This is a genomic window from Actinomyces sp. zg328 (assembly GCF_009829635.1).
GTDB classification, from domain to species: Bacteria; Actinomycetota; Actinomycetes; order Actinomycetales; family Actinomycetaceae; genus Actinomyces; species Actinomyces marmotae.
In genome coordinates, this window is sequence record NZ_VWPE01000003.1 from 207,498 (window position 1) to 234,452 (window position 26,955).

Sequence of the window (26,955 nt, forward strand, 5' to 3'; positions counted from 1 at the left end):
GATCTCGCGGCTCCTGGGGCCGACTCACACGCCGTCATCTGGATTCACATCCCCACGGCGCCGTTTTGGCCTTATCGTGTCAGCATGTGCAGCGCCGTGGAAACGACCAGTGACCGGCGGGAGAAGGCGTCGACTGCCAAGGGGGAGGCCCGCAGGCAGGCGATTATCGACGCCGCGGCCGCCATCATCCGCGAATCCGGCCCGAAGGAGGTCACTCATCGGGCCGTGGCCCAGCGCGCCGGGTGCTCACTGTCGGCCACCACGTACTACTTCGACGGCCTTGACGATCTCCTCCACCAGGCCGGCCTGCTCAACATCAGCCTGTGGGCCGCGCGCGCGGAGCGGGTGGCCGACGCCGTCGAGGCCCTGGAGGAGCGGCCCGGCCTCGATGAGCGGATCGAGTTCCTGCTGCGCGCCACCCTGCCCGAGAAGGGCCCGTACCTGGGCCACTACCTCCAGCTGATCTCCGCCGGGGCCTCGGCGCCCGTCGGGTCGGCCTACCGCGAGGGGCGCCAGCGGCTCAACGCCGCCATCAGCCGCATCGCGGAGAGCTTCTCGCTGCGCTACTCGGCCGAGATCATCATCGCGGTCGTGGACGGCGCCGTCGTCACCGCGCTGTCCGAGCGCCGCGACGTGCGCGAGACCGCGGCCGCCCTCGTCCGCGCCCTCGCCGAGACCGGTCGAAAATAGGAGCGAGACCGGTCGAAATTAAGAGCGAGACCGGTCTCGGTGAGGAGCGCGTGGCGCACTCGGGCGTGATGGTGGCCGGGTCATCACCCCCGGCGCAGCGCCCCGGAGGGCGGCAACAGGAGACCATCAGTGAGGGTGACGACCGTTCCGCAGGACTCGATCGGCTTGGCGGCATCGATGCTGGGGAAGCATTCCACGCGCGGCGCCTTGGGCAGCGGCTCAGCCTTCACGGTGCGGTTCCCGGTCGGCGAGACGACCAGCGCTGTGCCGTCGCCGTTGTTGGTGATGCTCAACTTGCCGTCGGCGTAGAGGCCTGCACCGTAACGGTCGTTGATCACCGAGGACTGACCGTTGTTCGTCACCACGCCGTCGTCGCCGCTGACGACCGTGGAGCCGCCGGCGAGGACGCCCGGCTCATTGCAGCGTGCCGGGGAGACGGTGATGCCCGCCCGGGAAGTCAGCGGCGCCGTCAGGTCCGGGGTGAGGCGGCCGGTGGAGGCGGTCCGGTCAGCCCTTATCCGTGGTAGCGCCGGGGGTGGCGGATGGCCTCGCGCTCGCACCGGTCGTGGCCGTCTCGTTGGGGCTGGTGGTGGGATGAGGCGGACAGCTGATGTGCAGCAGCGCCCAGCCGGTCTGGCTGCCCGGCGCACGCCCGGACCGACCAGGGTGGGTCTCCAGCACGGCGACGGTGCACGAGCCAACCACACCGCTCGTACCATCCATCCTCAAGAAACTCACTCACAACCTCACCGGATTCATCAGCCGACCAGACCTGCACCTTGGCGCCACCGGTCTCCACCGAGAACAGCACTGCCCTCCACCCGCCGGCAATGGGGAACGGACGCGCCTCACCCTCGACCTGCGCCTCCCCGCGCAGCGCCTCAAGCTCTTCAGGCAGGTCAGGTGTGCCCGCACGCAACGATCACCACATCACACCAACGACGGCGAGGACGAGCACGACGACGACGCTGACGGCTCCAATAAGCACCTTGCGGACCATCCTCAGATACTTCCTTTTCTCCAACCACCAGTCACGCAGGCCGTCCGGCGATCCGCCTACCATGGATCACTTCCTCCAGTCCTCGTAGGGCATTGTCATGACTTGGTTCGGATACCACGGGTTCCGGATCGTCACCGTGTCGTCGGAGGGGTCGTTCGGGTTGCCCAGGTCAACCGAGACAACCTGGTAGGCATGACCGTACTCCAGCCGTGCCGGCAACTCGTTGCCCTTCGAGTCCTTGGGGTGGTCGTCGTGCAGAGGATTCTCATCCCAGGGCGGCCAAGGCTCCCCCCCTGCGAACTGAGCGCGACGGCGTGACCCCGCTCGATTTCCCACCTTGAGGCCGGCCGCGCTGTAGCTGCCCGTGGAACGGCTCGTTGACGGCTTTCCGGTGAGCGCCTCAATGCCGTTGCTCGCCCAGCCGCACTCGCGCGCACCCTCGCGAGGACCGGTCTCGCTCCTATTTTCGACCGGTCTCGCTCCTATTTTCGACCGGTCTCGGCGGAGGGGGACTTCTTCTTGGCCGTCGTCGTCTTCTTCGTGGCGGTCTTGCGGGTGGCGCGCTTCTTGGCGGGGCCCTTGGCGCGCTTCTCAGCGAGGAGCTCGTAGGCGCGCTCGGGGGTGACGGTGGCCGGGTCATCACCCCGGCGCAGCGTCACGTTCGTCTCGCCGTCGGTGAAGTAAGGGCCGAAGCGCCCATCCTTGATGACCACGGGCTTGCCGGTGGCCGGGTCCGTGCCGAGCTCGCGCAGGGGCCCGCGCGCGGCGGCCTGGCCGCGGCGGGTCTTGGGCTGGGCGAAGAGCGCGAGCGCCTCCTCCAGGGTGACCGTGAAGATCTGCTCCTCGGTGGCCAGGGAGCGCGAGTCCGTCCCCTTCTTCAGGTACGGCCCGAAGCGCCCGTTCTGCGCGGTGATGTCCACGCCCTCGGCATCCTGGCCCACCACGCGCGGCAGGCTCAGCAGGTCGAGCGCCTGCTCCAGGGTGACGGTGGACAGGTCCATCGACTTCAGCAGGCTCGCCGTGCGCGGCTTGGGCCCGGCAGCCTTCTTCGTGGTCCGCTTCTTCTTCGCCCCCGACGACGACGCCTCCTCCGCGTCGGCCCCGCCCTCCGGGGCGGGCAGCACCTCGGTGACGTAAGGCCCGTAGCGCCCGTCCTTGGCGATGATCGTGTGGCCGGTGGACGGGTCGACGCCGAGCTCGCGGCCGTCGTCGGCGGCGCGGGCGAAGAGCTCACGGGCGCGCTCAACGGTCAGCTCATCCGGGGCGAGGTCAGCGGGCACGTTGGCGCGCTTGCCGTCGTCGGACTCCAGGTAAGGGCCGTAGCGGCCCACGCGCAGGGTCATGCCCTCGCCGATCGGCACGGAATTGATGGCCCGGGCATCGATCTCGCCGAGGGTGTCGAGCATGGCGCGCAGGCCGCGCTCGCCATCCTGGCCCGCTCCCCCGGCGCTCCCAGCGGCCCCCGCAGACCCCGACGAGCCCGCAGACCCCGCCCTGTCCGCCCCATCCGCCCCGAAGTAGAAGCGGGCCAGCCAAGCGACCCGGTCGGCCTCCCCGGCGGCGATGCGGTCGAGGTCGGCCTCCATGGAGGCGGTGAAGTCGTAGTCCACCAGCTCGGCGAAGTTCTCCTCCAGCAGGCGCGTGACGGCGAAGGCCAGCCAGGTGGGCACGAGGGCCTGTCCCCGGTGATCGACGTAGCCGCGATCGGAGATGGTGGACATGGTGGCGGCGTAAGTGGAGGGGCGGCCGATCTCGCGCTCCTCCAGGGCCTTGACCAAGGAGGCCTCGGTGTAGCGCGGGGGCGGCGTGGTCTCGTGCCCGGCGGCCTCGGCGCCGAGGGCCGCGAGTTCCTGCCCGGCGATCATGGCGGGCAGGCGCGCCTCGCGCGACTGCGCGCCCCCACCGCCGGCCCCAGCGCCCGCAGCGCCCGCGCCGCCAGCCTCGCCGCCGCTCACGGCCTCACCGGCACTGCCCGCGACGGCCTCGGAGTAGCGCTCGGCGTCGCGCCCCTCCTCGTAGGCGGCCAGGAATCCGCGGAAGGTGATGACGGTGCCCGAGGCGGTGAGGGACGCGGTGGAGAAGGTGTGCCCGGAGTCGCGCGAGCCGCCATCGGCGGGCGCCAGGGGCACCTCCACGCGGACGGTCGCGGTGGAACCGACGGCGTCGGCCATCTGGGAGGCGACGGTCCGCTTCCAGATGAGTTCGTAGAGGCGGAACTGCGCGCCGCTGAGCTCGCCGCTGACCTGCGCGGGGGTGCGGAAGTGGTCGCCGGCGGGCCGGATGGCCTCGTGGGCCTCCTGGGCGCCCTTGGTCTTCGCGGCGTAGACGCGCGGCTTGGCGGGCACGTACTCGGGCCCGTAGAGCTCGGCGACCTGCGCGCGGGCGGCGGCCACGGCCTGGCCGGAGAGCACCGTGGAGTCGGTGCGCATGTAGGTGATGAAGCCGTTCTCGTACAGGCCCTGCGCCACGCGCATGGTCTCACGCGGGTTCATGCGGAGCTTGCGGGAGGCCTCCTGCTGAAGGGTGGAGGTGGTGAAGGGAGCGGCAGGACGCCGCTTGTAAGGCTTCTCCTCCACCTCGGCCACGCGTGGGACGGCGCGCATGACGGCCTCGGCGATGGCCTTGGCCGCGCCCTCGTGGAGGTGGACGGTGCTCGCCTTGCGGGCCGACGCCGTCAGCTCGCCGCCGTCGGTGAAGTCGCGCCCGGTGGCCACGCGGCGCCCGTCGAGAGCGGCCAGGCGGGCAGTGAAGGAGCCCTCGGCGCGAGCGGCCTCATCGAGCCCGCCCAGGCCCGTGCTCAGGCGGGCCTCAACGCCCCAGTAGCCGGCGGGCACGAAGGCCATGCGCTCGCGCTCGCGCTCCACCACGAGGCGGGTGGCCACGGACTGCACGCGCCCGGCGGACAGGCCCGCGCGGACCTTGCGCCACAGGACGGGGCTGACCTCGTAGCCGACGAGCCGGTCGAGGATGCGGCGGGTCTCCTGGGCGTCCACGCGGTGGGAGTCGATGTCCCGCGTGGAGTCCAGGGCGCGGGTGACCGCCTCCTTGGTGATCTCGGTGAAGGTCATGCGCTTGACCGGCACCTTGGGCTTGAGGACCTCCAGGAGGTGCCAGGCGATGGCCTCGCCCTCGCGGTCGTCGTCGGTGGCCAGATAGAGCTCGTCGGCCTCCTTGAGGGCCTTCTTGAGCTGGGTGACGGTCTTCTTCTTGTCGGGGTTGACGACGTAGTACGGCTTGAACCCGTCCTCGACGTCGACGGCGAAGCGCCCGTAGGGGCCCTTCTTCTCCGCCGCCGGCAGCTCGGAGGGCTGGGCGAGGTCGCGGATATGGCCCACGGAGGCCTCAACATCGAAATCGGGGCCCAGGTATCCGGCGATCGAGCGGACCTTGTTGGGGGACTCGACGATGACGAGCTTGCGGGGCACGGGGGAACCTTCCTGCGACGTTGGGAAACCGCCGCGCGCGCAGCAGCGGACGGCACAACCTCGACGCCCCTTGCGGGCGCCCGAGCCGACTCTAACCCATCGGCGCCCGGCGCTCCCCGCCCGGCCGGCGGACCGCCCGGGGTCAGGACAGCTGGCCGAGCGCGGTGATGATGGAGCCGATGAGCTGATGGGCGGCGGCGGAGTCGAAGGGGAGGTCGATCGTGCGGCACTCGGCGGCCAGCGCCGCCATCGGCCGCACCTCGGGCGCGCCCTGCTGGGCGAAGGAGCGGACCTCCAGCATGTCCTGGTCGATGGTGTCGGCCGGGGTCACGGCGCGCGTCGCGGCCTTGTCATCCACCCACTGGCGGGTGCGGCGGGTGATCCGATCGATCTGGGGGGTGACGGCGCGCAGATCGGCGTCGAGGGTCTCCGCGGCCTGGCGGGCGCGGGCGCAGACGGCGTCCATGGCGCCGACGACGGAGTGCAGGGCCTCGCACAGGTCGGAGATGGAGCCGATCGGGTCCTCCTCACTGCCGTCGAGGATCGAGCGGGAGAAGCGCCCGACCATGAGGGTCATGAGCCGCATGAGGGCCACTGAGAAGCGCAGGTCGAGGACGCCGTCCCGGGCCGCGCTCATCCGCCTCGGCAGCGCCCGCAGGGCGGGGGCGGCCTGGCCGGCCAGCTCGACGACGCGCTCGGCGATCTCGTCGCTGCGCGTGCGCTGCCAGGAGGTGCGGGCCTGGGCTCCCAGGACCCGGCCGGTGAACTCGACGCGCTCGGCGACCCGGAGCATCGAGTCCCTCGTTGCCTCCAGGGAGCCCAAGAGCCTGAGGTACTCCTCGAGCTGGAAGACGAGGCGGTTGGTGGAGCGCTCGAGGTCCGCGGCGGCGCGCAGGATGTCGGCGACGGGCCCGCTCACGCCGGTGGAGTCCGGGACGCGCACACCCTGGGAGACCAGGGCGCTGACCTCCGCGGGCAGGAGGGCGCGGGTGGCGTCGATAAGCGCGGGGTAGCCCAGGCCGGCCAACTCGGCGGCGAGCTCAGCGGCACCCATCTCGCCGATCTGGGAGCGGGAGGCACCCCGGCCGGCGAACTCGCGCTCACGGGCCCGCACGCGGCGGTAGGCCTCCTCGATGGCGCGCTGGGCGCCCTCGCGCAGGGGCTTGGTGCGCACGGAGAGGAAGCCGTCACGGATCGGGACGATGGTGGCGAAGACGCGGTAGTCGACGCCGTCGGCGGCGCGGTTGAGGACGTAGGCGCTCACGGGCCGCCCGGCGCCCAGGTCATCCCACATGAGCTTGAACAGGCCCGCGGGCATATCCAGGTGGCGGACGATGTTGTGCGGCGCGCGCTGGAGGCGGTCCCGCGAGTAGCGCGACAGGGAGTCGAAGGTCCGATTCGTGCGGCGGATGACGCCCTTGGGGCCGGTGGTCGAGAAGAAGATGTCCTCAGGGTCAAAGAATCTCTCGTAGCCGATCTGCGATTCCAACGTAGATGTCCTTTGCTGCTATCCCAGGGAGGAAGCCGACGCGCACGGGAAGCCGCCGACCAGCAGAAACCTACCAACGAAGGTCGCTTTTCAGACACAGTATCCGGCAAAACCCCTCAACACTGCTACCGAATCGTTATCGAAGCGGCGCGGGCGCCGTCACGAGGATCACCGCTCGACGGCGCAGCGCCTAGCTGAGCGCGGCGAGAGCGGCCCGTATCCGCTCAACGGCGCCGCCCAGGGCCTCGTCGTCGGTGCTCAGGTCGGCCTCAAGACCGTGCACGAGCTCGTGCATGGCGAGGGATTCGTCGGCCTCAGCCCCGTCGACAACGGAGGCGGCGTAGGCACCCAGCACGAGGGTGTGCAGGCGGATGAGCGCGGCACTGAAGGCCATCGACTCCATGGCATCGGCGAAGGAGGCCACGGAATCCTTCAGACCGGTCACGGCGATGGCGGCCCGCTCGCAGCGCTCGATGATCCGCTCAGCCAGCCCGGGCGCGGACGACTCCGGATCCTCACTGGCCAAAGTCCGTACCAGGGCGGCGGCGCGCTGGGCGCAGTCTCGGATGGACTCCGCGCCGTCGAGCCAGGCCCCCAGGGAGGAGACGACCTCCCGGAAGTCCCCGATGCGGTCCACGAGGCTGTCGCTGGAGGCCTCGACGCGGCGGGCCCCGCCCAGGATCTCGGCCGCGGGGCCCTCGGCCCCCTCGCGGCGGTTGGCACCCGAGTCCATTCGCTCTCGCTCGGCGGCGTGCACCCGTCCGTAGACCTCTGAAGGAATGGCTCATTCGCGGCGCGAATGACGCCTTTGTCATCTGTCGAGGAGAAGAACACGTCCTCGGCGTCGAAGTAGCGGCGGTTCCCGATGGTCGTTTCCACTGGAGTCACTTCCGTCAGGGTGTAGGGCTTCGATTCCATCGAAGCCCGATTCACTTCAAGTGAGGACAGCCTGAGTCATCCTGGAAATGGCCACAGTTTCACAGCGCAGACACAGGGAAGGAGTGTTGGATAGGCGATATGAGTACTCCCGCCGAGACCTTGACCCGATCCGATGGCTCACCGGTCCGCGTCCTCGTCGTCGACGATGAGCAGATGCTCGCCGATCTCCTGGCCTCCGCCCTGCGCTACGAGGGCTGGGAGGTGACGACCGCCTCCACGGGCGTGGCCGCGGTGCGCGCCGCCAAGGAGATCCAGCCGGACGTCGTCGTCCTGGACATCATGCTGCCCGACTTCGACGGGCTGGAGGTCATGCGCCGCATCCACGACCACACCCCGGGCGTCCCCGTGCTGTTCCTGACCGCCAAGGACGCGGTCGAGGACCGCGTGGCCGGCCTGACCGCCGGGGGCGACGACTACGTCACCAAGCCCTTCTCCCTGGAGGAGGTGGTGGCCCGGCTGCGCGCCCTGCTGCGCCGCTCCGGGGCCTCGACCGCCGAGCCGGCCAACATCCTGGCGGTCGGCGACCTGCGCATGGACGAGGACTCCCACGAGGTCTGGCGCGGCGACACCGAGATCCGCCTGACCGCCACCGAGTTCGAGTTGCTGCGCTTCCTCATGCGCAATCCCCGCCGCGTGCTGTCCAAGCCCCAGATCCTGGACCGGGTGTGGAACTACGACTTCGGGGGCCAGGCGAATATCGTCGAGCTCTATATCTCCTACCTGCGCCGCAAGATCGACAAGGGCCGCGAGCCGATGATCCACACGATGCGCGGCGTGGGCTACGTCCTCAAGCCCACTGAGGCCCAGGAGCGCTCCGAGCGCGCGGCGGGCCCGGGCGGGGCGGGCGCCGGGACCCAGGGGTGAGCAGGCCCCGCTCCCTGCGCACGCGCCTGGTCGCGGGCGTCCTGGGCATCGTCCTCATCATGGCCGCCGTCATCGGCGCCATCTCCACGCTATCCCTGCGCAACGGCCTCATCGAGCGCCTCGACAGCCAGGTGCGGGCGGCCGCGAACCGCGTCGAGTTCCGGCGCCACGGGGACGTCCCCGAGCAGACCCTGGAGGTGGTGCCCAACGAGGATGAGGCGGATAACGGGACGCGCTCCACGCCCCCCGATCATCACGACCACTCGGTGCCCAAGGGCCTGGACGCGGTGGGGCAGCGGGCGGGGACGCTGACCGCCGTCATCGCGGGTGAGCAGGCGGGCGGAAGCACCCCGGCCACGTCCCGTGCGATCACGGCCGGCTACATCCGCGACGACGGCACCTATCGCGCGCTGAGCGCCGCCGAGGTCTCCTCCCTGCTGGACCTGAAGGACACCGGCAAGCCGGTGAGCGTGCGCATCGACTCGCTCGGCGTCTACAGGGTGCTCGTAGAGCACGACAGCCGCACCGGGGACAAGGTGATCACGGGCCTGTCCATGGAGGAGGACAACGACCTGGTGCGCGGCCAGATCCTCTTCCTCGGGCTCATCGCCCTGGCGGGGGCGGCGATCGCGGCGTTCAGCGGCCGCGCCCTCGTGCGCTCCTCGCTGGCACCCCTGGAGCGGGTGGCGTGCACTGCCCAGCGCGTCGCCTCCCTGCCTTTGGACCGCGGCGAGGTGAGCATCGACGAGCGGGTCGACGACGCCGACCTGGCGACCTCGCAGGAGGTCAGCCAAGTCGGCGGGGCCCTCAACACGCTCCTAGGGCATGTCGATTCCGCCCTGGCGGCGCGCCAGCGCTCGGAGACTCAGGTGCGCCAGTTCGTCGCCGACGCCTCCCACGAGCTGCGCACCCCCCTGGCCTCGATTCGCGGCTACACCGAGCTCATACGGCGCGGGAGCGGGGAGCGGGAGCACCCCGGTGGAACCGGCGCGCCCGGAGGCGCGAGCCAAGCGGCGGGCCCGCTCGGGCTGTCGGAGGAGGCCTCCTACGCGCTAGACCGGGTCCACTCGGAGTCCCTGCGGATGACGGCGCTCGTCGAGGACCTCCTCCTGCTGGCCAGGCTCGACTCCGGACGCCCGGTGGCCCGCGAGGAGGTGGATCTGGTGGGGATCCTCGTCGACGCCGTCGCCGACGCCCGGGCGGCCGGCCCTGACCACGAGTGGTCCCTCGACCTGGCGATCCTGACCCCCCCGGAGGGCATGAGTGAGGACGAGGCCGAGGACTTCGAGCCCACTCCCGCGATCGTGGAGGGCGAGGAGGCGCGCCTGCGCCAAGTGATCGTCAATCTGCTAGCCAATGCCCGGGTGCACACGCCCGCGGGGACGCGCGTGACCACCACCCTGGAGCGGGACGGCAAGCGCCTGGTGATCCGAGTGGCGGACAACGGCCCGGGGATCGAGGAATCCATGCGGGATCGCATCTTCGTTCGCTTCGCCCGCGGGGACGCTTCCCGGGAGCGCTCGACGGGCTCAACGGGTCTGGGCATGTCGATCGCGCTGGCGATCGTCGCTTCGCACGGGGGCGCCCTCACGGTGGAGACGAGCACAGAGGAGGCCGACCACGGGACGGTGTTCACCGTGGAGCTGCCCGCCGCCGACGTCGAGTAGGGCGGGCCGGGCGGCGTGCGCGCTCGCGGAGCCTTCAGCGGTGCGTTCCACACTGAGCGGTGCTGTTAGCACCCACTGGTGCGTCCTGCCCGCACCTGTGGGTGCGGAGCGCACCTGTGGGTGCAGAGCGCACCTGTGGGCGCGAAAGCGACGACGGCACCCAGACCGGTGTGGCCGGTGAGTTCGGAGTGGATGACGAGGCGGCCCAAGCCCCCAGGCCTAAGGAGCCTCCAGGGCCAACGGAGCCCGAGCCTCGCCGTCGGGCGCGAGCGCCACGAGCCCCGCCATGGACAGGCAGCTCGCCGCCGCGAGGGCGACCGATCCGGTGGCGTAGGAGGCGAAGTACTCCCAACGGCCCAGGGGCGAGTCCATGCGGGTCAGCACCCACAGGCCCAGGGCGAGGGCGAGGGCCGCGCCGAGCGCCCCGAGAAGCCAGAGAGCGGCCAGAGCCGGTGCCGGGCAGGCCCCGCGATCGGCGCCGTCGGGGGGCGCGTGGGAGGAGGGCCCCGCGTCATTCCACGCGCCACCGGCCACCGCGAGCGCGCCCCAGCCCACCGCAAGCAGCACGGCGGCCATGACGTCAGCCGGTCGGTGCCACTGGCACACCAGCGTCGAATAGCCCATCGCCACCGTTATCGCCGCGCCGAGCCAGGCTGCGGGCACCCGCCAGCGGGCGTCCACGAGGAGGATGAGCGCCACCGCGGCCGACGCCGCCATCGCGGTGTGCCCCGAGGGGAGCGTGTTGGCGTTGTCCCAGCGCGCGGTGATGCCGTAGTCCGGGCGGAAGAGGATCCAGTGCTTGAGGACCTGCGCGCTGGCGCTCGCCCCGATGACGGCGACGAGGGCCCACAGGGCGCGCCGGTGGCTGCGCCGCAGGAGGCCGACCAGCAGGATGACGACGACGAGCAGCACCGCCGCCGGCATTGAGATGGCCGAGAGGACCATGCGCGCATGCCCGTCCACCCGGTGCGAGCCGATCTCCGAGCCCGCCAGAGCGGCGGCCTCGAGGAACTGTCCCGGCAAGGTGTCCACGAAGGCCCACCACAGCGCGAGGAGACCGGCGAAGCACGCGACCGCGAGGGCGAGGCCCCTGGCGCGCGGATGCGCCAGGGCACTCTGGGCCGGTCGGGGGGATCGCATCCAACGATGCTAAATCCCCGCCGCGCCGCGGTGGCGCTCAGGTCTCGCGATTCACGGTGGCGCGCGCCACCCCGCGCCCTCCCCCACCCCCTCCCCCTCCTCGCCGAGACCGGTCGATATCACGAGCGAGACCGGTTCGAGAACCGGTCTCGCTCGTGATATCGACCGGTCTCGGAAATAGGTGGGGTTGACCAATGATGTGATATATAGGTGTTGCACTTATCGGTCTGGGGCCGTACCCTAGGACTGAACAGAGGGCGTCACCTCTGGTCTAGCAGCGCTTCATCACATCCAGGAGGTTCTTCCATGGCCGTTCTCACCATCGGCGACCAGTTCCCCACCTACGAGCTCACCGCCGTCGTCCCCGGCAACCTCAAGGACGTCGAGGCCAGCAAGCCCGAGGACTACTTCACCACCGTCTCCTCCACCGTTCCCGCCGGCACCTGGCGCGTCGTCTTCTTCTGGCCCAAGGACTTCACCTTCGTGTGCCCCACCGAGATCTCCGCCTTCGGCGACCTCTACCAGGACTTCGAGGACCGCGACTGCCAGATCGTGGGCGTCTCGGTGGACAACGAGTACACCCACTACGCCTGGCGCCGCAGCCACGAGAAGCTGCAGGACCTGCCCTTCCCCATGGCCTCGGACCTGAAGCGCGAGCTGGCCGCCGCCACGGGCGTCCTCAACGCCGACGGCGTCGCCGACCGCGCCACCTTCATCATCGACCCCAACAACGTCATCCAGTCGGTGTCCATCACCTCCGACTCCGTGGGCCGCAACACCGACGAGACCCTCCGCCAGCTCGACGCCCTCCAGTCCGACGAGCTGTGCGCCTGCAACTGGCAGGCCGGCGCCGCCACCATCGACGCCCTGGGCGAGATGGCCCACTGAGCCCCCCCCCCCCCCGCACAAACGAGCCCTGACAAGAAAAGAACACAGATATGAGCATCGACAACCTCCGCTCCGCCCTGCCCGAGTGGGCCAAGGACCTCTCCCTCAACCTGTCCACCCTGTCCCGCTCCTCCACGCTCACCGAGCAGCAGCAGTGGGGCACCTTCGTGGCCGCCGCCGCCGCGACCCGCAACGAGTCCGTCCTCGTGCAGGTCCTCGAGGACGCCCGCGCCCACCTGAGCGAGGAGGCCATCAATGCCGCCCTGGGCTCGGCCTCCATCATGGCGATGAACAACGTCGCCTACCGCACCCGCCACTTCCTGGGCGACGCCTATGAGAACGAGCGCATGGGCCTGCGGATGAACATCATCGGCACTGCCGGCGGCGTTGAGAAGGTCGACTTCGAGCTGTGGAGCCTCGCCGTGTCCACGATCAACGGCTGCGAGCGCTGCATCACCTCGCACGAGGCCACCGTTCGCGGCGAGGGCCTGAGCACCGAGCAGGTCTGGGAGGCCGTGCGCATCGCCTCCACCCTCACCGGCGTGGCCCAGGCCGTCGCCGTCGTCGAGACCATCGGCTGACGCTCCGCCACGCGCAGCTGACCACGTATGACGGATCCCCGTACCGCCCGGTACGGGGATCCGTCATACACGCGGGCCGAGGCCACTGCGGCGCGGCCAGGCCAGGGGCCTCAGCGGCCTCAGTGGTCGGGATCGGCGTCGATCGCGCCCTGAATGTCGTTGAACAGCAGGTTGGAGATCTCGACCTGCACCATTGCCACGCTGGGGACGTCCTCAAGGATGAGGGGGTCGCCCGCGCTCGTCTCCAGTCGCAGGGTGCCCGCCCCGAAGATCCGGTCGGTCAGCGCCCGGTTCTGCTGGACATCGCTGATGCGCGACAGCGGGAGATCATGGCCGCGCTTGTTGAGGATGCCCGAGCGCGTGATCACGCGCTTGGAAGTGATCGTGTAGGTCGTCGTCGCCCAGACCAACCAGGGCAGGAGGAACACGGGCACCGAGACCACCAGGACGACGACCCACACAGCGAGGTGGCTCCACGGGGACCAGTCGCCCGGCAGGAGGATCGAGGCCGCAATGCCGACGGCGATGAGGACGACCTGCGCGATGATCCGCCACAGGAGGACCTTGAGGTGGGTATGCATGTGCCGGACGATGACCTCGTCCTGGCTCAGCTGCTTCTTCGACAATGCCATGACCCCATCGTGCCAGCAATCACCTTCCGGGGCGAGGCGGCCGGGAGCGGCGCCAGGACGACGGCGGGCGCTAAGCGGGCGCCGAGCCGGGGCTCAGAACTCGATCTCGTCGAGGCTCGTGACGGTGGGGACCGCGCGCGACGGCCCCTGATCGCCCCGCCGCAGGTGGACTACCGGCATCCCCACGGCCAGGGCGCCGTCGACGTCGGCTCCGACGTCGTCGCCGATCATGAGGGCCTCGGCCGGTGCCACGCCGAGGCGCGCGCAAGCGGCGAAGAAGATCGCGGGATCGGGCTTCGTGGCACCCATCTGGGCCGAGGCCAGCATCTCCCAGCCGGCCACGCGGGCGCCGACGGCGGCGAGCTTCTCCTCCTGGCTGGGGGCGTCGCCATTGGTGAGGTAGGCGACCGCCAGCGGGGCGGCGGGCCCGCCGGCGGCCGCGGCCTGCTCGCGGGCGGCGCGCAGGGCCTCCAGTCGGGCCAGGAAGGAGGGGACGTCGTCGTAGGCGCGCCACAAACGGCGATAGATGGCGCGGTAGGCGGCCATATGGGAATCTGCCTCGGCATCGCTGAGAGCGCTCCCGCCGGGCACGAACTCGCGCACCCGCTCGCGCAACTGACCGGAAAAGTCGAGCTCGCCGGCCTGGTAGCGGGCGAAGTGGCGCCGGTCGATGGCCTCCCACAGCTCGGCGGTCTCCCGCGGGCCGAGCTCCCAGCCCTCCAGGCCGGAGGCCCACAGGTAGGAGGCGCGGTCGGAGGCGCGGCGGTGGTCGACGAGGACGCCGTCGATATCAACGAGCACGGCGCGAGTGGGCGGCGGCAGGCGGAGGGGACTCATGCGCCCAGTCTGCCCTCCCTCATCCGGCCAGGATGTCCAATCCGGCACCCGCGACCACGGGGACGATGCCCAGCAGCACGAAAGCGGGCAGATGGCACAGGCCCAGGGGGATGACGAGGCGGACGGCGAGGCGCTCGGCGGCCTCCTCATCGGCGGCGCGCCGCCCCGCCCGGATCGAGGTGGCCGTGCGGCTCAACAGCGACGACGGCGACGCTCCGTCCTCCCAGCCGGGCCGCAGGCAGTGCTCGAGGCGACCACGCGAGGCCCTCCAAGCGGCGTCCTGCGGCGCGTCCCAGGCCTCCCCCCAACTCGCGCCGATAAGGAGGGCGCGGGAGACGACGCCGAGCTGATCCTCGCCGAGCGCCTGGCCGAGGGCCCCCAGGGACCCGGGCAGGGAGGCGCCCGCCTCAAGGGCGGCCGCGGCGAGGTCGAGGACGAGAGCCTCGTCAACCGGTTCGCGCCGCGCCGGACCCCGCCTCCCGCCCCGACCCCATCGACCCGGCGCGGGAGGCCCGTGGATGGCGGCGCGCTCAAGCCGTCGGGTGAGGCGGTGTCCGACGACCATGAGGCCGATCCCGGCCAGACCGAGCGCGCTCCCCCAGGACCCTCCCAGAAGAAGGTCCTCGGGATGGGCCCCGACGAGCGCCCCCAGGGCGAGCGCCACCAGCGGCAGGCCGGCCAGGAGGCGCGCGGTGGTGCGGGGCCCGGAGAGCGCGGACTGCCGCGAGGCCCGGGCCCGGCCCGCCTCTGAGACGCCCTCGGCGACGGACTCCAGCACTCCGGCCAATGGCGAGCCCAGGGCCCGAGTGAGGCAGCAGGCGGCGACGGCTCCGGGCACGGCGGCGCGCATCGCCTGGTCCGCCGCGACCGCTCCTCTGAGAGGAGGCCGCCACGACCAGCGGCCCGCGTCGCGCCTGGGCAACCAGGAGGGCGCGGGACCACCTGTGAGGGAGGCTAGGGCGGGCGGGACGCCGTCGGCGGCGGGGATGAGGCCCGCGTCCTCCGGGACTCCCGAGCGGCTCAGGGCCCGTGACCAGGCCCGATCGGGGGTGGCCCCGGCCCTCAGCAGGGCTGCGACCTCGGTGAGGGTGAGCCCGATGTCCGCTTCCCCCGCGCGGCCCCGGCGGGCTCGCGCAGTCGCCCGGCCCCCTGCGACAGTGCCGCGCGCGCTTCCCCGACCGGCTGAGCCTCCCGCGCCCGAGACCCCCTCGCCCGAGCCCCCGGGCGGCGGGCGCATCTCGCGGCGGGCGGGCAGGAGGAGGACGGCCACCGCCGTGGCGGCGAGGAGTGCTGTGAGGAGGGGTGTCGAGCCGCCGGCCGCGCCGCTCATGATCCCTCCCCCGCTCCACGAGCGCCACCCGCCAGGGCGCCCACTCCCCCGGTCAGCGCCAGGAGCCCCTCGTGGGCCGCCGCCGCCTCCATGGCACCATCGGGCTGGATGCGCAGGGCCTCGTGGCAGGCCAGGCGGCCATCCCGCTCACGAGAGAGCAGCCCCAGGGAGGAGACGCGACGGCGCGCCCCGGATGGGTCGGCCTCGCGCCGCAGGTGGATGACGGCGTCGAGGGCGCTACCGGCCTGCGCGGCCACCGCGATCTCGTCGAGGCCCGCGAGCGCCCCCAGCGCGGTGAGGCGGGCGGGGACGTCGGCCGGGGAGTTGGCGTGGAGGGTGGCCCACCCGCCCTCATGGCCGGTGTTGAGGGCCGTGAGGACATCACGGACCTCGGGGCCGCGGCACTCCCCCAGGACGATGCGGTCGGGCCTCATGCGCAGGGCGGTTCGCACGAGGGCGGTCATGGGGACGGCGCCGACGCCCTGGACGTTGTCCCCGCGCTCCTGGAGATGGATGACATGGGGGTGGTCCGGGGCGAGCTCGCTGGCCTCCTCGATGCACACGATCCTCTCGTCGGCGGGCACGAGCCCGAGGAGCGCGGCGAGGAGAGTGGTCTTGCCGGTCCCGGTGGCGCCGGTGATGAGGCAGGAGGCGCGCCGCTCCACGAGGGCGGCGAGGATCCGATCGAGTCCGGGGGCGATCGTGCCAGCCTCGACGAGTTCGGGCAGGGTGAAGGCGCGGCGGCGCTTCGTGCGCAGGCAGATGAGGGTGCCGTCGGCGCTGAGCGGTGGGAGGACGGCGTTGAGACGGGTGCCGTCGGGCAGGGTGGCGTCGACGATCGGGGCGGCGTCGTCGAGCCGGCGCCCGGCCGAGGCGGCCATGCGCACCGCCAGTGCCCGGGCCTCGGGCTCGTCCAGGCGCGCCTGCGGGACGGGCTCGAGGCCGCTGCCGCGGTCGATCCAGGTCATCCCGCCGCCGACGAGCACATCGGTGACGCCCTCAGCCTCGAGCAGGGGCGTGAGGGCCGCCCCGGCGCCGTCGACATCGGCGTGGACGAGGCGGGTGAGGGAGGCGATCCCCGTGGCGCCGGTGGTGGAGGCGGCCCCCTCGCTGAGTGCCCGCCCCAGGCCCGCGCCCCGGGCGAGGGCGCCACGAACGCGGGCGAGGTCCGGGGCGGTGCCGTGGCCGGGGCGCTGGGCGCCGAGTGGGGCGGGCTCCGGGCTCATGGCCGCCCCTCTTCCAGTTCAGCCTCCCAGGGGGCTCGCGAGAGGACGGCGTCGTCACCCTCCAGGAGGTGGGCGGCCAGTGGGCGGATGGCCCGACGCAGGGGCCCGCGGCTGCGGCCGGGATCGTCGCCCCGGGCGATGCGGGAGGCGACCGAGTGGTCCGACGGCGCCCGCCCGAGCACCTTCGCGCCGGTGAGCCCGGTGATCTCCTCGGGGGCGAGGTCCTCCCCGATCTGGCGCAGGACCAGGCCGAGGCATCGCGGCCCCTCAGCGCGCTCCCGCCCCAGGCTCCCGGCCACCGGGCGGGAGCCATCCTCCGGGCCCGGCTCGCCCCCGCCCAGGCGGGCGACGATGGACTCGGCGGCCTCGGCGGAGCGAACATCGCATCCCATGACGATGACGACCTCGGCCTCTGGCGGCGGCTCGGCGCCCCGAGGGAGGTCCACCAGGACGACGTCGTGGCAGGCCTCGATCGCCGCGAGCGCGGCAGCGGCCTGCGGAGCGCTCACCGGGCCGCCGCGGGGGTCACCGGTCAGGAAGCGGATCCCCGACCATCGCGGCAGGGCCTCGGCGAGGCGCTCGGGATGGTAGGAGCCCTCCTTCTCGGGCAGGTCCCGCCAGCGCAGCCCGGGCCGGACGCCCTCCCCCATCATGAGGTCGATGCCGCCCGCGGGGTCGAGGTCGACGATGGCCACACCGCGCCCCGCCGCGGCCATGGCGCGGGCCAGGAGCAGCAGGATCGTCGTGGTCCCCAGTCCTCCCCTGGCCCCTGTCAGAGCGATGACGCGGGCGCGCCCCGGGTGCCCGGTCGCGATGATGAGGGAGGCGAGCGCACCGGACTGCGGGGCGTCGAGCGCCTCGTGGAGCGTGGCGGCGGAGATGTCCGGGCGCTGCGACAGGCTCTCCGCCAGGGCGGGGAGGTCGTCGGGCACGAGGATGAGGGCGTGGGTGGCACCTGTGCGGCGGCGCAGGGCTCGCGCGCGTTGGACGAGGTCGGAAGCCGCCCGGGGCGCCTCGGGATATGAGCAGACCAGCGCCTGAGGCTCCAGGCCCGTGCAGGCCAGCACGATATCGGCGGCCCATCCGGGCAGTGGCTCCTCAGGGGGCCCACCCTGGTGGCCGGGGCGGAGCAGGACGGCGACGACGACGCCGTCGGCCAGGGCGTCCCCCGCGGATCCCCCGGGGGTCGAGGATCCCCATTCCTCATGCTCACCCAGGGGCCAGTCAACGGGATCCTCCTCGCGGGGCCGCCCGCCCTCGACGCCTCCCGGCCCTCCGGCACCACCGGTGCCGCGCGCGCCGGGGGCGGGCGCTCCTGGACGGCCGCGCAGCGCAGGGAGGCCTGGATGGGTGGAGCGGGGGGCGGCGTGTCTCATGGTGGGCTCCTTCGCGGACGGATCGGCGGGGCGCGGTACCGCTCCAGGGTCGCCCACCGGGGATCACCCGCGGTGATGGCCTCCACATAGGGGGCCGGAGGAGGCGCGTCCGAGCGCATGTGGTTCCCGGCCGCCGCGCCCCCGCGCGCCCTCCAGCGCGCATTCCACCGCGCTCTGCCGCAACCCCACCGCGACTCGCCGCGACGGTGGCCGGGCGCTTCTGGGCGCCCCGGCCGCGCCCCGGCGCGGCCGGGCGGCGTCAGGCGCTGCGCCGTCGCCCGCTCACCCCGTCCGCCCCGCCTGGATGGCGCGGCACAGCTCGACGCCCTCCGTGATGCCCACGAGGATCGCCTCGGCCTGCCAGATCGTCCAGGCGATGACGCCCTCGGCGTCGCCTCGCGCGTAGGAGGCCGCCGCGTCGCTGTAGGCCCCGGGGGCGCGGCGCGCGTAGGCGTCGGGGACGGCCACGCCCGTGGGCTCCAGTCCGTCGCGGGTGATGAGATGGCGCACGAGGAGGCGGCCGAGTGCCGCGTTGCCGGCCGTGAAGGGTCGCGCGGCGATCATCTCGCCATGGACGACGGCGGCGCGCACCAGCGCCGGGACGCCGGGGGCGGCGATGATCGCCAGGAGCGCGTCGAGCCGCTCGGCCAGGGCCCTGCCCCGGGGGGCCATGCCGGGCCCTCCCTCGCGCGGCGCCGCCCCCAGCGCCGCAGAGCTGACGGCCCCCCCGCTGCTCCGCGCGCCCACGACGCCGTCAGCGCCGTCAGCGCCCGCGACGCCATCAGCGCCATTCTCGCCCGCCGCTCCGCCCCTGCCGGGCGGGAGCGCGGTGCGCGGCACGGCCACCTCGTCGAGCCCGATGGCCCCCGAGGCCGCCAGGGGGCCCGCGAGATCGCGGTGCAGGCCGGCCAGGAGAGATCGTGGGGAGGGCTCAGCGGGCCGGCCCTGCCCGCGCAGGTCCGGCATGAACCCGGTCAATCGCACGCCCGCGCGCCAGATCCCTGCGACGGCGTCGAGCGAGGGGTCCCCGCTCAGCGGCCGCTCCAGGCGGCCCGCGGCCACCTGCTCGCGCAGCGTGGACGCGCTCACCAGCGCTCCCTCGATCGCGCCCGAGGCGATGGCCCCCCGGATGGCGGCCTCCGCACGAGCCTCGCGCCAGCGTCGCCGAAGCGCCTCGTGCCAGCGCAGTTCCGCGCTGGCCTCGCGCACAGCCTCCTGCGCCCGGGCGACGCGAGCGTCCTCGGCGATGGCCGCCAGGGCGCTGACGAGGGCGCGCTCGGCGCCTCCCACCCCGGCGCCCGTCGCGCTTCGGGAAGGCGCGCCAGCGCCGCCAGCGCCGCCGGTGAGCCGCGCCCCACCGGTCCCAGCGGGGACCGCGGAGCCGCCCGGGCGCCCGCCCGAGGCGCCCGACGACAGGCCGATGCTCGCTCCCATGGTGATCACGCTGCCACTCTACGGGCCTCCTGGAACTACTCTGAGCCCGTGACCTCCTCGGAATCCCATCCCCAGGGCGCTCATCCCAGCGCGGTGCCGCCACCGGGCAGTGGAGCCGCCACCGGCGCCCCCACGCCCCCTCCCGCCGCTGACCCCGCCCCCGCCTCCCAGACCAGCCCCATGGGCTCCCCCGCGCCGCGCGGGCGCCGCCTCGACCACATCGCCGCCGCAGCACTGGGCGCCGCAGTGGCGCCCCTCACCCTGGCGTTGACCGGGCTCGCCGGCCAGGCCTCCTCGCAGGGCCGCCTGCTCGTTGGGGTGGGGCTCCTCATAGCGCTCGTCATCGTGAGCACGGCGGTGCAGGCCGCCTTCGGCCGGCGCTCCTCCCTGGGCGGCCTTATCGGCGGCCTCGTGGCGCTCGCCGCGCAGGCGGCCATCCTCGCCTCCAGCGGGCGCGCCGCCTCCGCGCCGCATGCCTGGGCCCGCCAGCTCATCCCCACCGGCGCCGTGCTCATCCTGGCGGGCCTGCTGATCGGCGGCTCCCTCGGCCTGCGCCACGCGCGCCGCACCGGGCGCGCGTGGGCGCGCCTGTCCGCGCGCCTGGGGCGCTTGGACCAGGAGCAGGGCAGCACTCCCACCGCCCCGCCGTCGCGCCGCAATGACCACCTCTTCTCCTTGGCGTGGGTGACCGTCTGCTCACTCGCCTCGATCGCCCTGGCGGACCGGGCCCACCCCGCGATCGTCGCCAGCGGCGACGCGCCCGTCTCCCCGTGGGCTCTGGCCGGCATCCTCCTCGCTTCGATCGGGGCGGGCGCCGGCGTCACGCGCTCCTCCCTGGGCGCCAGGGTGGCGGGCCCGATCGTGTTCATCGGGGCACTCCCGGCCTTCCTGTCCGCGTCCGCCTCCGGCAAGAGCGCGCTGGTGCCCCATCTGACCACCGACCCCACGGCCAGCGCCGTGCTCATGCTGGGCGCGGTCGTGAGCGCGATCGGCTGGGGGGCCCATGTGGCGCGCCGCCAGGGCATCGCCGATGAGAAGGAGTCCTGGGCCGACCAGCGCGCCGTCGCCCTGGAGGCCTAGGCTGGCTCCGCAGCCGGGCCCACGCCCGCGAGCGCGCGATCCGCGGGCCACCGGCACGCCTCCCGGGCGCGGCGCCCGCCCGCCACTACGGTGGCCCCGAAGAAGGAGGCCCCGTGACCACCCATCGTCCCGACCAGCCCGATGAGCTCGGCAGCGCCAGCACTCCGGAGCAGACCATCGAGCCCCTCGACTCGGCCGGCGAGCCCGCTCCTTCCCTGGAGCTGCCCGCCCCGGCGCCCATCGTCGGCGACAACGGCGAGATCATCACCACTGGCGGCCCCTCCCTTCCCGACGGGCTGCCCGGGGCGATCCCCCCTGGCACCGGCGCGGCCCTCGCCGCGCGGCGCGGCCAGGAGGCGCGGGACGCCGAGGGAGCCCCTCGCGACGGGCACATCCAGGACGATCAAGGCGCCGCTGCCGACAACACCGACAACACCGACGACGCCGGGCAAGGCTTCGCCGCGCTGGACGAGGAGGCCCTGGCCGTGGGCCCCGCGACCTACCCGATGGGGCGCCCGGCCTCCGACCCCTTCCGCTCCGACGAGGAGATCGAGGCCGAGTATGAGGCCTCCCAGGCCGCCCGCGCCCAGCGGAGCGAGGAGGCCGGGGACGAGGAGGCCGCAGGCGGGATGGCCGACGACGGCGCTGAGCCGGCCGCCGCCGGGGCCCCGCCGGACGAGCCCGTCATGACGGAGCCCGAGGCCACCGCGCAGGCCGTCACGGTCCCTCCCCCGCTTCCCGGCGCCCCCATCCGGCGCCGCAGCCGCCCCCGTGACCCGGATGATGAGCGGGAGTCGACTGCGGTGCGGCGCCGCTCGCTGTTCCCGCAGACGGTCCCCGTCGAGGACGCCGCAAGGGACGGCTCTCAGGCCGTGGACGATGCTGGGGCCTCCGCGAGCGCCGATGACGCCGGGATCGCTGGCGCCCCCGTGAGCGGCGCCAGCGGCGCCAGCGCGAGCAGCGCCTCTAGCGCCACCAGTCCCACTAGCGCCACCAGCGCGCTCACCGGCGGCTCCGCCCCCACGCCCGGCGCTGGAACCCCCGCCCTGCGCGTCGAGGCGGCCAGCGCCCCGGACGAGCCGGAGCCCTCCGGCTCGCACTGGACGAGCAAGTCCAGTTGGACGCCAGACCCCTCCTCCAGTCCCCTTCCCCCCGCGCCGCCGCTGCCCTCCTCGACGGCCGCGCCGGTGGCCTCGCCCGAGGAGGCCGCTCCGGACTGGTCCTCCGTCATCGCCCCGGGCGCCTCCGACGGCGAGGACGACACCGCCTCCGCCGCCTCACCCGCCGCGGCCCCCGTCCGGCGCCGTCGTCGCGCGGAAGCCCGCAAGCCGGCTTTCGTCGATGAGGAGCCAGACGTCGACGACGACGTGCTGCTGGATGGCTCGACCGTCGTCGGCAAGCCCGCCTCTCGCTTCGGAGCGCACTGGGCGGGGATCCTTATCGCCGTCGTTCTGCTGCCCCTGTCCTGGTTCTTCGGGCACTCGGCGCGCCACTCCTTCGGGACCACCGCCGCCCGCAACCCCGAGGGCGCGATGAGCGTCAACGGGGTCATCGTCATCGCCCTGAGCGCCCTCTGCCTGGGCATCGGGCTGTGGATGGCGCGCCGCTCCTCCCTGGGCACGATCCTCGTGGGCGCTCTCACGGCGCTGGCGGGCATCCCCGGCCTCATCTCCCCCGCCGCCACTCATCGGGTCCTCGAGCAGGCCCTCGGCGCGGCGGCCGACCGCACCTCCCTGGGCAAGGACCTCCTGGAGTTCCTGTGGCTCGACCTGTCCCGCGGCACCTTCCTCCTAGTCGGCATCGTGGTGCTCATGGTCGGGATCGTCTCCCACTCCGCGCGCCGCGCCGGGCGCCGCGAGCAGGAGGTCATCGACCGCGTGCGCAAGGCCTCATGACGGCCCCCGCGCCCGCCACCATGGCGAGCATCAGGGACGCCGCCCGCGATGCGACGCCGATCGTCGTCGGCTATCTGACACTGGGATCGGCCGCGGGGATACTCCTGGCGGCCCAGGGCCTGGCCTGGTGGTGGGCACCGGTGTGGAGCGTCGCCATCTACTCGGGCACGATGCAGCTGCTGCTCGTGCCGCTGGCCGGGGCGGGCGTGCCGCTGGGCGCGATCGCCGCCTCGACGCTGTTCGTCTCCGGGCGGCATGTCTTCTACGGGCTGAGTTTCCCCTTAGAACGCGTGCGAGGCCGGGCCCTGGCGCGCCTGTACGCCGTCCACGCGATCACTGATGAGGTCTACGCGCTGCTGTCCTCCAAGGACCGCCACGCGATGACGGGCCGGTACGTGCTCACCGTGGAGGTGATCAGCCACTCCGCCTGGGTCGCCGGCGCGACGGCGGGGGCGCTGACCGGGCGATGGCTGGCGGACGCGGTCGGCGAGAGGATCAGCCTGCTGGGCTTCGTGCTCACCGCGCTGTTCGTCGTGCTGGCCATTGAGAACTGGCGCGCCCACCCCGATGCCGCAGCCCTGGGCGTCGGGCTCATGGCGGGGGCGGTGGGCCTGGCCTTGGGCGGTTCGGCGGCACTGCTGAGCGCGCTGGGGACGCTGGCCCTCGGGCTCGTCGGGTTGTACGCCGTGCGGCAACGTCGCGCGCCTGGCGCCGAGGGCGTCGGTGGCCGGGGCCTCGATCACGGCGGCGCGGGCCGGGCCCGCCCACAGACGGCCCGCCCGCAGACGGCCGACCAGTGCGCGGCCGGCCCGGGCGCGACGTGCCGGGACGGGGGCGAGTGATGCCGCTGTCGAATACCGGGATCGCGATCGCCGTCGTCGTGGTGGCCGCGATCACCCTGGCCTGCCGCCTCGCGCCCTTCGCGCTGCTGCGCGGGAGGCGCTCACCGCTGCTGGCCTTCCTGGCCAACGCCATGCCGCTGGGCGTCATGATCGTCCTGACGGCCTACACGCTCGACGGCGTGAGCCTGGCCCCGGCGTCCTGGCTTCCCGCCGTCGCCGGCATCGCGTCGACGGCCGGGCTGCACCTGTGGCGCCGCTCGATCGGGCTGTCGCTCATCGGCGGGACGGCCGTGTACGTGGCGGCAAGCCTGGCCATCGCGTAGGGAGGGCGCGCCCTCAGGCGGCCGGGGCGACCTCCGCCAGGAAGGGCAGGATCGCCTCGACGAGCTCGTCAGGGGCCTCCTCGGCCGGGAAGTGGCCGACGCCGTGCAGCACCGCTGTGCGCATGAGCCCCGAGACGTGGTGGGTGTCCCGGGCATGGGCCTGGGCGGGCTGGACCGGGTCGCTCTCCCCCAGGATGGACAGCACGGGCACCGCGATCGGGGCGGCCAGGGCGGTCATCTCGGCGCGGCGCAGCCGGCTGCGCTTGAGGGTCTCGATGGGGCCGCGCGCGGCCCCGGGCCGGGCGAGCAGGTCGGCGTAGTAGTCGGAGGAGGCCAGGACGCGGCCCACCCTGCCCTGGCCGACCCAGGAGCGCAGGACCCGCTCCATGCCCCGGTGCGTCGTGAGAGTGCGCTCCGCCAGCCCGGGGACGCGCAGGGACAGGTGCTGCAGGGCGGTGCCGGAGAAGAAGGCCCGGCCGAGCAGGGAGCGCACCGCCACCGGGTGCGGGGCGGCGACGGGCACGATCCCGGCGACGAGGTCGGAGCGCATCCCGGCCATGACCCAGGCGACCTGCCCACCCAGGCCGGCGCCGACGACGGCGGCCCGCTCGTGGCCGAGGGCCGCGACGACGCGCACGGCGTCGTCGGCGAGGGTGTGCAGGTCATAGCCGGAGGGAGGCCGGTCCGAGCCGCCGAATCCGCGCAGGTCCAGGGCGGCGACGCGGTGCCCGGCCTCGGCGAGGCGCGGGATGACGTGGCGCCAGGCCCACCAGCACTCCGGGAAAGGGTGCAGGAGGAGGACGAGGAAGTCAGAGTCCTCCGGCCCGGCCAGAGCGGCGTGGAAGCGGGTCCCACCGGCGGTGAGGTCGCGGTGGGTCCACGGACCGGGGCGGGCGATGGCGACTGGCATGACCCCACCCTATCGGCGCCCCACCACCCCCTATAAGCGAGACCGGTCGAAAATAGGAGCGAGACCGGTCCGTGGACCGGTTTCGCTCCTATTTTCGACCGGTCTCGGCAAGCGGGGCGTCTCTACACCCCAACGCGGGGGCAGAGTCCCTCAGCGGCCAGCGCGCAGTCCCCGCAGCGCGGCGAGCGGGCGCGGCACACGGCCCGGCCGTGCTCGATGAGCCGGTGACAGCCATCGGTCCAGCGCTCGGGCTCCCACAGCGCCGCGATATCGCGCTCGACCCGCAACGGGTCGGCCCGCTCGGTCCACCCTAGGCGCCGCGCCAGCCGACCCACATGGGTGTCCACCGTGATCGCGGGGACGCCGAAGGCGTTGCCCAGCACCACGTGCGCGGTCTTGCGGCCCACCCCCGGCAACGAGGTGAGCGCCTCGCGATCAGGCGGGACGACGCCGTCGAAGCGATCGGCCAGCTCCTGGCCCAGGCCGATGAGTCGCGCCGCCCGGGTGCGCTGCATCCCCAGGGGGCGGATGATCTCCTCCAGCGCCTCCGGATCGGCGTCCGCCAGCGCGACGGCGTCAGGCAGGCGCGCGAAGAGCTCCGGGGTCACCGTATTGACCCGCGCATCCGTGGTCTGCGCCGATAGGACCGTGGCCACCAGCAACTGATAGGGCCCGTCATGATCCAGCGCGCAATGCGCGCCCGGATAGAGCACCGCGAGCTCATCATCAACAGCCCGGGCCCGCGCCGCGAGCGATTCCCTCATCCATCCCCTCCGAATCGAGCGGCGTTGCATTGGTCGCCAACTGTTGCGAGACTACAACCCGCGACTGCGTGCCTCATGTCACAAGGCATGGCAGGATAGGCGCCAGCGCTCGCCAAGTTGCCTCCGGGAGCCCCCCGGCAGGGATCGGACGCCGTTGCGAGCCCGAGTACCACCGCACCGATAGCACTGGAGGATCTTCGTGGAAGACAGCATGATTTCCAGAATCCCACTTTTCGAGGGCATGAATCAGGAGGAGCAGGACGAGCTGAGGGCCATGATGGCGCAGACCGCCCTGCGCCGCGGCGAGACCCTCTTCAACGAGGGCGACCCCGGTGACCGGCTCTACATCCTGCTCAGTGGGAAGATCAAGCTCGGCCACGCCTCGATGGACGGGCGCGAGAACCTCCTGGCCGTCCTCGGCCCCGGCGAGGTCGTCGGCGAACTCACCCTGTTCGACCCGGGCCCCCGCTCCACCACGGCCACCGCCGTTGCCCCCACCGAGCTGCTGGCCCTGGAGCACAACCAGCTCATGAGCTTCATCGAGACCCACCCGGCCCTGGCCAAGGACATGCTGCGGGCGCTCGCCCAGCGCCTGCGCCGCACGAACGTCGCCCTGGCGGACCTCGTCTTCTCCGACGTGCCCGGACGCGTGGCCAAGGCCCTCCTCGACCTCGCCGACCGCTTCGGCTCACCCACCGACGACGGCGTGCACGTCCCGCACGACCTCACCCAGGAGGAGCTCGCCCAACTCGTCGGCGCCTCCCGCGAGACCGTCAACAAGTCGCTGGCCGAGTTCGTCTCGCGCGGCTGGATCCGCCTGGAGGGCCGGGCCGTCACACTGCTCGACGTCGATCGCCTGCGCCGCCGCGCCCGCTGAGGCCCCGCCGGGCCCCGCTGGGCGGGCCCGCGCCTTGGCGCCTATCAACCCACGACGAACGGCCGAGGGGCCGGCTCTGCGCGAGTCGGCCCCTCGGCCGTGAGCCCGCCCGGCGCGCGCCCGGAAGTTCGGGCGCCGACTCCGCTGGCGCTCTCGGGCGCCGAGGCGCCCCGGCGGTTCAGGCCCGGGGGCGCTTCATATAGGCGACCAGGTTCTCCGAGCCGGTGGGGCCAGGGATGACCTGCACAAGCTCCCAGCCGTCGGCGCCCCACTGGTCGAGGATCGCCTTGGTGGCGTGGGTGAGTAGGGGGACGGTGGCGTATTCCCAAGTAGTCATGCCGCCAAGCCTACGAGTCGGCGGGACTGGCGGGAAGCGCTGGCCGACGGGGCGCTCAGCGCGCTCGCGCCAGGATCCTGGGGGCCCGGCGGGCGTGGATCTCAGCGACGAGCTCGTCGTCCTCCCGGCGCAGCCACTCGCCCCAGTCCTCAACCTCGGGGAAGCGCCGCAGCAGAGCGCGTCTCTCACGCTCGGTCAGACCGCCCCACACCCCGAAGGACGACTCGGAGTCGAGGGCCTCGGCAAGGCACTCCATCCTCACAGGGCAGGTGAAGCACAAGGTCCGCGCGTCTCGCTGCTCCGCGCCCTTTCCGAAGAGCTGGTCAGGCTCCGCATCCGCGCAGGCCGCGCGCGCCGCCCAGGTCTGGTCGATCATTCTCATCCCATCTCCAGCGGTCAGGTCCAGCAT

Annotated in this window: 26 protein-coding genes; 10 read left to right on the forward strand and 16 right to left on the reverse strand. The window is 73.1% G+C overall.

Translation table 11 applies throughout. The features are described from left to right. Positions 1 to 96 precede the first annotated feature (96 nt). On the forward strand, positions 97 to 690 hold the full coding sequence (locus GVV75_RS03380) for a TetR/AcrR family transcriptional regulator (RefSeq protein ID WP_235905104.1): 594 nt from the start codon (positions 97 to 99) through the stop codon (positions 688 to 690). An 83-nt stretch (positions 691 to 773) separates the two neighbouring features. Here GVV75_RS03380 and GVV75_RS03385 read toward each other — a convergent pair whose 3' ends face one another. From GVV75_RS03385 to GVV75_RS03405, 5 genes are all read right to left on the reverse strand, one after another. Beyond that, positions 774 to 1,250 (reverse strand): hypothetical protein, encoded by a 477-nt coding sequence (locus GVV75_RS03385; protein ID WP_159813454.1) that lies wholly within the window; start codon positions 1,248 to 1,250, stop codon positions 774 to 776. A 362-nt stretch (positions 1,251 to 1,612) separates the two neighbouring features. Beyond that, on the reverse strand, positions 1,613 to 1,753 hold the full coding sequence (locus GVV75_RS03390) for a hypothetical protein (RefSeq protein WP_159813456.1): 141 nt from the start codon (positions 1,751 to 1,753) through the stop codon (positions 1,613 to 1,615). 419 nt (positions 1,754 to 2,172) lie between these two features. Beyond that, on the reverse strand, positions 2,173 to 5,115 hold the full coding sequence (gene topA, locus GVV75_RS03395) for a type I DNA topoisomerase (RefSeq protein ID WP_159813458.1): 2,943 nt from the start codon (positions 5,113 to 5,115) through the stop codon (positions 2,173 to 2,175). A 142-nt stretch (positions 5,116 to 5,257) separates the two neighbouring features. Then, complete coding sequence (locus GVV75_RS03400) at positions 5,258 to 6,604, reverse strand: diguanylate cyclase (protein ID WP_159813460.1); 1,347 nt, start codon at positions 6,602 to 6,604, stop codon at positions 5,258 to 5,260. A gap of 190 nt (positions 6,605 to 6,794) precedes the next feature. Then, positions 6,795 to 7,337 (reverse strand): hypothetical protein, encoded by a 543-nt coding sequence (locus tag GVV75_RS03405; RefSeq protein ID WP_159813462.1) that lies wholly within the window; start codon positions 7,335 to 7,337, stop codon positions 6,795 to 6,797. Between the two features lie 284 nt (positions 7,338 to 7,621). Here GVV75_RS03405 and GVV75_RS03410 point away from each other — a divergent pair, with 284 nt between their 5' ends. Beyond that, on the forward strand, positions 7,622 to 8,407 hold the full coding sequence (locus GVV75_RS03410) for a response regulator transcription factor (RefSeq protein WP_159522719.1): 786 nt from the start codon (positions 7,622 to 7,624) through the stop codon (positions 8,405 to 8,407). Beyond that, on the forward strand, positions 8,404 to 10,074 hold the full coding sequence (locus GVV75_RS03415) for a sensor histidine kinase (protein WP_201288692.1): 1,671 nt from the start codon (positions 8,404 to 8,406) through the stop codon (positions 10,072 to 10,074). The genes GVV75_RS03410 and GVV75_RS03415 overlap by 4 nt, the downstream gene beginning before the upstream one ends. Positions 10,075 to 10,293: 219 nt before the next feature. On the opposite strand, the gene GVV75_RS03420 is transcribed toward GVV75_RS03415, so the two are convergent. Beyond that, a complete protein-coding gene (locus GVV75_RS03420) occupies positions 10,294 to 11,214 on the reverse strand; it encodes a phosphatase PAP2 family protein (protein ID WP_159813464.1) in 921 nt (306 codons plus the stop codon). 306 nt (positions 11,215 to 11,520) lie between these two features. On the opposite strand from GVV75_RS03420, the gene GVV75_RS03425 reads away from it, so the two are divergent. Further along, the gene (locus GVV75_RS03425) at positions 11,521 to 12,102 is read left to right on the forward strand and encodes a peroxiredoxin (protein ID WP_159522717.1); all 582 of its coding nucleotides are present in this window, start codon (positions 11,521 to 11,523) and stop codon (positions 12,100 to 12,102) included. Positions 12,103 to 12,152: 50 nt separating this feature from the next. Further along, positions 12,153 to 12,683 carry a carboxymuconolactone decarboxylase family protein gene (locus GVV75_RS03430; protein WP_159522716.1) on the forward strand — a complete coding sequence of 177 codons (531 nt, stop codon included), beginning with the start codon at positions 12,153 to 12,155 and terminating at the stop codon, positions 12,681 to 12,683. A 119-nt stretch (positions 12,684 to 12,802) separates the two neighbouring features. On the opposite strand, the gene GVV75_RS03435 is transcribed toward GVV75_RS03430, so the two are convergent. The 6 genes from GVV75_RS03435 to GVV75_RS03460 form a co-directional block, all read right to left on the reverse strand. Then, positions 12,803 to 13,315, reverse strand: a complete 513-nt coding sequence (locus GVV75_RS03435) for a PH domain-containing protein (RefSeq protein WP_159522715.1) — start codon at positions 13,313 to 13,315, stop codon at positions 12,803 to 12,805. A gap of 93 nt (positions 13,316 to 13,408) precedes the next feature. After that, entirely contained in the window at positions 13,409 to 14,152 is a 744-nt protein-coding gene (locus tag GVV75_RS03440) for an HAD family hydrolase (protein ID WP_159813466.1), read from the reverse strand. Between the two features lie 19 nt (positions 14,153 to 14,171). Continuing rightward, complete coding sequence (locus tag GVV75_RS03445) at positions 14,172 to 15,482, reverse strand: type II secretion system F family protein (RefSeq protein WP_159813468.1); 1,311 nt, start codon at positions 15,480 to 15,482, stop codon at positions 14,172 to 14,174. After that, positions 15,479 to 16,708, reverse strand: coding sequence for a TadA family conjugal transfer-associated ATPase (locus GVV75_RS03450; protein ID WP_159813470.1), 1,230 nt, complete (start codon positions 16,706 to 16,708; stop codon positions 15,479 to 15,481). Before GVV75_RS03450 ends, GVV75_RS03445 begins: the two co-directional genes overlap by 4 nt. Further along, entirely contained in the window at positions 16,705 to 18,084 is a 1,380-nt protein-coding gene (locus tag GVV75_RS03455) for a cellulose synthase operon protein YhjQ/BcsQ (RefSeq protein WP_159813472.1), read from the reverse strand. Before GVV75_RS03455 ends, GVV75_RS03450 begins: the two co-directional genes overlap by 4 nt. 282 nt (positions 18,085 to 18,366) lie before the next feature. Continuing rightward, on the reverse strand, positions 18,367 to 19,527 hold the full coding sequence (locus GVV75_RS03460; protein WP_159813474.1) for a cell filamentation protein Fic: 1,161 nt from the start codon (positions 19,525 to 19,527) through the stop codon (positions 18,367 to 18,369). 39 nt (positions 19,528 to 19,566) lie between these two features. Between GVV75_RS03460 and GVV75_RS03465 the strand changes: the two genes are divergently transcribed. From GVV75_RS03465 to GVV75_RS03480, 4 genes are all read left to right on the forward strand, one after another. Continuing rightward, on the forward strand, positions 19,567 to 20,598 hold the full coding sequence (locus tag GVV75_RS03465; protein WP_159717709.1) for a hypothetical protein: 1,032 nt from the start codon (positions 19,567 to 19,569) through the stop codon (positions 20,596 to 20,598). A gap of 113 nt (positions 20,599 to 20,711) precedes the next feature. Continuing rightward, a complete protein-coding gene (locus GVV75_RS03470; protein ID WP_159522706.1) occupies positions 20,712 to 22,493 on the forward strand; it encodes a hypothetical protein in 1,782 nt (593 codons plus the stop codon). After that, entirely contained in the window at positions 22,490 to 23,335 is an 846-nt protein-coding gene (locus GVV75_RS03475) for an AzlC family ABC transporter permease (RefSeq protein WP_235905099.1), read from the forward strand. Before GVV75_RS03470 ends, GVV75_RS03475 begins: the two co-directional genes overlap by 4 nt. Continuing rightward, on the forward strand, positions 23,335 to 23,658 hold the full coding sequence (locus GVV75_RS03480) for a branched-chain amino acid transporter permease (RefSeq protein WP_201288693.1): 324 nt from the start codon (positions 23,335 to 23,337) through the stop codon (positions 23,656 to 23,658). The genes GVV75_RS03475 and GVV75_RS03480 overlap by 1 nt, the downstream gene beginning before the upstream one ends. Positions 23,659 to 23,671: 13 nt before the next feature. Here GVV75_RS03480 and GVV75_RS03485 read toward each other — a convergent pair whose 3' ends face one another. Continuing rightward, positions 23,672 to 24,568, reverse strand: a complete 897-nt coding sequence (locus GVV75_RS03485; RefSeq protein WP_159813476.1) for an alpha/beta fold hydrolase — start codon at positions 24,566 to 24,568, stop codon at positions 23,672 to 23,674. 122 nt (positions 24,569 to 24,690) lie between these two features. Beyond that, positions 24,691 to 25,332 carry an endonuclease III gene (nth, locus tag GVV75_RS03490; protein WP_328703512.1) on the reverse strand — a complete coding sequence of 214 codons (642 nt, stop codon included), beginning with the start codon at positions 25,330 to 25,332 and terminating at the stop codon, positions 24,691 to 24,693. A gap of 211 nt (positions 25,333 to 25,543) precedes the next feature. Here nth and GVV75_RS03495 point away from each other — a divergent pair, with 211 nt between their 5' ends. Beyond that, positions 25,544 to 26,209: a Crp/Fnr family transcriptional regulator gene (locus GVV75_RS03495; RefSeq protein ID WP_413227734.1), complete on the forward strand. Its 666-nt coding sequence runs from the start codon at positions 25,544 to 25,546 to the stop codon at positions 26,207 to 26,209. 178 nt (positions 26,210 to 26,387) lie between these two features. Here the strand turns inward: GVV75_RS03495 and GVV75_RS03500 are convergent, their stop codons facing one another. Both GVV75_RS03500 and GVV75_RS03505 read right to left on the reverse strand, forming a co-directional pair. Beyond that, the gene (locus GVV75_RS03500; protein WP_095532457.1) at positions 26,388 to 26,546 is read right to left on the reverse strand and encodes a DUF4177 domain-containing protein; all 159 of its coding nucleotides are present in this window, start codon (positions 26,544 to 26,546) and stop codon (positions 26,388 to 26,390) included. 55 nt (positions 26,547 to 26,601) lie between these two features. Next, a complete protein-coding gene (locus GVV75_RS03505; protein WP_159522696.1) occupies positions 26,602 to 26,928 on the reverse strand; it encodes a WhiB family transcriptional regulator in 327 nt (108 codons plus the stop codon). Between the last annotated feature and the right edge of the window lie 27 nt (positions 26,929 to 26,955).

Coding starts and splice junctions, on each gene's coding strand:
- GVV75_RS03390 (WP_159813456.1), bottom strand. CDS start 1,753: ATGGTAGGCGGATCGCCGGACGGCCTGCGTGACTGGTGGTTGGAGAAA.
- GVV75_RS03450 (WP_159813470.1), bottom strand. CDS start 16,708: ATGAGCCCGGAGCCCGCCCCACTCGGCGCCCAGCGCCCCGGCCACGGC.
- GVV75_RS03480 (WP_201288693.1), top strand. CDS start 23,335: ATGCCGCTGTCGAATACCGGGATCGCGATCGCCGTCGTCGTGGTGGCC.
- GVV75_RS03505 (WP_159522696.1), bottom strand. CDS start 26,928: ATGAGAATGATCGACCAGACCTGGGCGGCGCGCGCGGCCTGCGCGGAT.
- GVV75_RS03410 (WP_159522719.1), top strand. CDS start 7,622: ATGAGTACTCCCGCCGAGACCTTGACCCGATCCGATGGCTCACCGGTC.
- GVV75_RS03405 (WP_159813462.1), bottom strand. CDS start 7,337: ATGGACTCGGGTGCCAACCGCCGCGAGGGGGCCGAGGGCCCCGCGGCC.
- GVV75_RS03500 (WP_095532457.1), bottom strand. CDS start 26,546: ATGACTACTTGGGAATACGCCACCGTCCCCCTACTCACCCACGCCACC.
- GVV75_RS03475 (WP_235905099.1), top strand. CDS start 22,490: ATGACGGCCCCCGCGCCCGCCACCATGGCGAGCATCAGGGACGCCGCC.
- GVV75_RS03440 (WP_159813466.1), bottom strand. CDS start 14,152: ATGAGTCCCCTCCGCCTGCCGCCGCCCACTCGCGCCGTGCTCGTTGAT.
- GVV75_RS03495 (WP_413227734.1), top strand. CDS start 25,544: ATGATTTCCAGAATCCCACTTTTCGAGGGCATGAATCAGGAGGAGCAG.
- GVV75_RS03425 (WP_159522717.1), top strand. CDS start 11,521: ATGGCCGTTCTCACCATCGGCGACCAGTTCCCCACCTACGAGCTCACC.
- GVV75_RS03485 (WP_159813476.1), bottom strand. CDS start 24,568: ATGCCAGTCGCCATCGCCCGCCCCGGTCCGTGGACCCACCGCGACCTC.
- nth (WP_328703512.1), bottom strand. CDS start 25,332: ATGAGGGAATCGCTCGCGGCGCGGGCCCGGGCTGTTGATGATGAGCTC.
- GVV75_RS03420 (WP_159813464.1), bottom strand. CDS start 11,214: ATGCGATCCCCCCGACCGGCCCAGAGTGCCCTGGCGCATCCGCGCGCC.
- GVV75_RS03455 (WP_159813472.1), bottom strand. CDS start 18,084: ATGAGACACGCCGCCCCCCGCTCCACCCATCCAGGCCTCCCTGCGCTG.
- GVV75_RS03445 (WP_159813468.1), bottom strand. CDS start 15,482: ATGAGCGGCGCGGCCGGCGGCTCGACACCCCTCCTCACAGCACTCCTC.
- GVV75_RS03435 (WP_159522715.1), bottom strand. CDS start 13,315: ATGGCATTGTCGAAGAAGCAGCTGAGCCAGGACGAGGTCATCGTCCGG.
- GVV75_RS03430 (WP_159522716.1), top strand. CDS start 12,153: ATGAGCATCGACAACCTCCGCTCCGCCCTGCCCGAGTGGGCCAAGGAC.